This is a genomic window from Thalassoglobus neptunius, assembly GCF_007859735.1.
GTDB lineage: Bacteria > Planctomycetota > Planctomycetia > Planctomycetales > Planctomycetaceae > Thalassoglobus > Thalassoglobus neptunius.
The window spans coordinates 1-3,747 of record NZ_SIHI01000112.1 but is presented as its reverse complement, the minus strand read 5'-3'; the positions used below and the strand labels follow the sequence as shown (position 1 = coordinate 3,747).

The 3,747-nt window shown below is 52.7% G+C and carries 3 protein-coding genes; 2 read left to right on the top strand and 1 reads right to left on the bottom strand.

The features are described from left to right. Positions 1-118 precede the first annotated feature (118 nt). On the top strand, positions 119-1,324 hold the full coding sequence (locus tag KOR42_RS25905) for an alginate export family protein (RefSeq protein ID WP_146512696.1): 1,206 nt from the start codon (positions 119-121) through the stop codon (positions 1,322-1,324). Between the two features lie 52 nt (positions 1,325-1,376). Here KOR42_RS25905 and KOR42_RS25900 read toward each other — a convergent pair whose 3' ends face one another. Then, the gene (locus KOR42_RS25900) at positions 1,377-2,879 is read right to left on the bottom strand and encodes an alkaline phosphatase D family protein (RefSeq protein ID WP_146512695.1); all 1,503 of its coding nucleotides are present in this window, start codon (positions 2,877-2,879) and stop codon (positions 1,377-1,379) included. 452 nt (positions 2,880-3,331) lie between these two features. On the opposite strand from KOR42_RS25900, the gene KOR42_RS25895 reads away from it, so the two are divergent. Then, on the top strand, positions 3,332-3,622 hold the full coding sequence (locus KOR42_RS25895) for a Rho termination factor N-terminal domain-containing protein (protein WP_146512694.1): 291 nt from the start codon (positions 3,332-3,334) through the stop codon (positions 3,620-3,622). Positions 3,623-3,747: the final 125 nt, after the last annotated feature.

Genomic DNA, 3,747 nt, shown 5'->3' with positions numbered 1-3,747 from the left:
ATCAGTTCAAACAAATGGTGAAAACCAAAAGTCTGAACACCTGACAACAAGTGATCATCTGGGCGCTACGCTTTTATTCCGTCACACCCTCTCCGTCGAGCGCTACGTTTTCTGACCGATGTCTACAGGCCTGTACTCCAGCTACAATCAGTGGCGATTCACTCCGTTTCTGGAGTTGAACATGGGAGACGACTTCACCGCACGCGTTGAGGCGATTGACGCATCGACGTTCAATGAAGAACTCCCCCCACTTCCGATCGATGTCAACCGCACCGATTTGCTCCAATACTATGTGGACGTCAAACTTCTTGATTCGGGAGTCGGGGAAAAACTCCGCGTGAAGGCAGGGCGACAGACACTTCTGTACGGTTCCCAGCATCTCGTGTCGCCACTGGCATGGGCCAACACCTTTCGAAACTTCGAAGGGGTCAAACTCTATTACACAAGCGATGCCTGGAACATCGACGGATTCGCAACTCGCCCCGTCAACGGAACTTCCGGAAACATCAATCGCCCGTTGTCATACGACACCCCCGATCAAAGCCGAACCTTCAGTGGCGTCTATTCGACGTACAAGAACGCCCCCAATGGGGTCCTCGATTTCTACTGGCTCTGGCTCGATGAAGTTGACGATAGCCCGACGCTGATCGATGGAGACCGACATACCTTCGGAAGTCGCTATGCAGGTGCGATCCCCATCAATGCCGAATGTGGCGATCTCTGGATGACATTGGGTTGGGATTACGAAGGAGCCATTCAAACGGGAAGCGACGTTGTCGGCACCGCTCCTGCCCGCGACGTGCTCGCCGGGTTTGTTTCAACCAGAACAGGTTTGACATTCAACACCATGCCCTGGACGCCAACTCTCGACGGAGTCTTCTTCTGGGGCTCAGGTGACAGTGATCCCGATGATGGCACCATCAACACGGTCAGCACACTCTTCCCACTCGGACACGCCTATTGGGGACAGATCGATAACCTCGACGGTCAAAACCTGCTGGATTACAGCGTTCAGCTGACCGTGAATCCTTCGAAGAAGCTGAGTTGTCAGGCTCAGTGGCACTGGTTCGATAAAGACAAACGCGAAGATGCCATCTGGAACGTCGCTGGAGCTCCGTTCGGAGGAATTGTCGCGACTGAAAGTCGGCACATCGGAACGGAACTCGACTTGGTCGCGACGTACAAAGTGAACAGCAACCTGACTCTTCAGGGAGGCTATTTCTGGTTCTTCTACGGAGACGCTGTCACCGAGAACCCGAATCCGCAGGTTGCTGATCGAGGAAACGCCGAGTCGTACTACTTCTTCGCCAACTGGCAATTCTGAGAACGTTTTCAACGCCCCGGAATGGAATGACCGAGATCAAGGGAATCCTCAGCTACTGCGATTCCGATTTCGTGACTTGCTCGACAGGGAATGGAAACTCGCTGAGAGTTTCTCCATCCACGGTATGGTGACGAATCGTGAGCTGAGGTTTTCCATTGTCGTGAACGACTTCTCCACTCAGAAATCCGCCAGCGACGCGGAGGAATCGGTGATTGGGGCGAACATCCCCATCCTTCCACCCAAGTTCATGCGTTTCACTACCGGGGCCACAACCGAACTCCCAGAGTCCGGTTTCCTCGTCGACGGACGCATACTGCCAGTGTCGATCCCCACAGAAGACGATGACTCCGTCGATTGAGCTGAAGAAGTCTCTCAGTTCAATTCCTTCGATGGTGAATGTGGTATTCGCGTGGTTGTCTTTTTTGTTCTTACGATCCGGACCAACGATCGGAGTTGGGCTGAACACAAGCTTGAACGCGGCTGTGGAGTCCTGCAGCGTTTTCTTCAACCAGCTCTTTTGTTCCGCTCCGAGAATGCTCTTCTCAGGACCGTCCGGAATATTGTTCGGACTGCGATAATCACGTCCTTCAAGAATCCAGATTTGGACGTCCGCTCCCCAATGAATCGTTGCGTAGCGAGGGGAACGACTCGGAAACTGTTCTTCATTAAAGAGTTGAACACCCTCTTCAAACGTGACGTTCCCATAAACCTGCCCGGGCCATGTATCATTTTTTAATGTATCATGATCGTCTTTAATAAAGTAACTTGTGTGGGCCGAGTAATACTCTCGATTGCGCGGCATTGAGAAGATTCTGCCCCACTTAAATCGCATCAGCTCTTTCGTCCATGCCCATGGCTGTGGCTTGTCGTAGTATTCAATATCGCCAGCATGTACTGTGAAATTCGGATCGATTCGAGTCATCGACGGGTAAATCTTATGTCCGATCGTTCCATCATCCCGACGCAGAAAATCGTGACAGGTCGTGACGCAAAACTTCACATCCGCGTTCTGCTGAGCAGGCGGAGCTGTTTCGAATGCTCCCTGAAATGAAGCTGTCACATCACCTCCGCCAACCGGACGTGCTTCAACGGTTGTGTGATACTTCGTCCCCGGCGTCAGGCCATCGAGCTTCCACTGCGTTGTGAAATCGCTTTCGCTCTTTGTCTCGATCCAATCCGTCGTCACGACTTGATCTGAGTCATTCGCAGCATGATAGCTGAGCCGAACTTCGCCGGGAGCCCCTGGGCACGCTCCGATCATTTCATCGAGGCTGGCGCCTTCTGCCAGTTGCTCGGTGACATATCTTTCTTCTTCGCCGGACTTCTGGATTTCTCGCTCTAACTTTGCTGAAACTTTGACAAACTCTGGTCCCTCGGAAGCCATCTCGGCATTCCGGGTGGTTCGAGTCCAGATCACGATCGACGACTGATCCGCCCAGCCGTTTCGCATGCCGTTTCCAAGTTGCGGCACCTCGCCAGACTGTCCCCAGACAGTTCCAGCACTAACAAAGAATGTCATGAAAGCCATGACGAAAAGCTGAGCGCGATCTCTCACTGTGAACACCTCAATGACACGGGCGATTGTCGTCCAACAATCGCGAGTTTTCAGAAAGAAACTGACATAGCCAAGACAGAAAATGATCGTGACAGCTTACAGCGACGATTGCAACCAGCGGCATTCTGACAGTTGAATTTCCTCGGCGACTTTTTACGAGAGGACTTGGTCTTGCCAACGCCTCGCCCACGAAGGAAGTCCTTTCCGACATGATCGTGAACAGAGCAGGGCGGTCGATCATCCACCGATTGCAATCCCCCAGAACCGACTGAATCGCCATATGCGACCTGAATATTGCGATTTCATCGAGTCTCCACCTTCAGTGATAAAGCTGGCACAGCGCTTGCTTTTTCATCATCGAACATCACTGAAAACATGTCGCTTTGGCTGGCTCAGAGAAAAGCACTTCTGAAGAGTGCCTGATTCCGCTTCTTCAAATCGGAGGACCTCCAATGCCTCAGTGGAGTAAGAAAGACGAACGACAGTACGAACACATTAAAGAGAGCGAACTCGAACGCGGCCGGTCCGAAGACGGGGCAGAAGAGATCGCAGCACGAACTGTGAACAAGCAGCGCCGCTCGGAAGGCCGGACACCGAACAAGTCCACGCAAGGAACCGGGAACCCGCACACGCGTCTCGAAAAGCGAACGGTGGCGGAACTCAGAAACCTCGCGTCAGAACGGGACATCAAAGGACGCAGCAAGATGAACAAGGCGGAACTGGTGGACGCACTCCGCTCTTAGAGCCTATCCGGAATCCTCTTCATGCTGTAAGTCGGTATTTGAACGGAGCTTGGTTGGGTGAAGGAGCTAAGCGGCGGAGCATGCGACCAATGGAAGCCACATAGATCATGGCTTCGCTCGATTTG

Excerpts from the sequence above, each read along its gene's own strand:
- KOR42_RS25895 (WP_146512694.1), top strand. The coding sequence starts at position 3,332 with ATGCCTCAGTGGAGTAAGAAAGACGAACGACAGTACGAACACATTAAA.
- KOR42_RS25905 (WP_146512696.1), top strand. The coding sequence starts at position 119 with ATGTCTACAGGCCTGTACTCCAGCTACAATCAGTGGCGATTCACTCCG.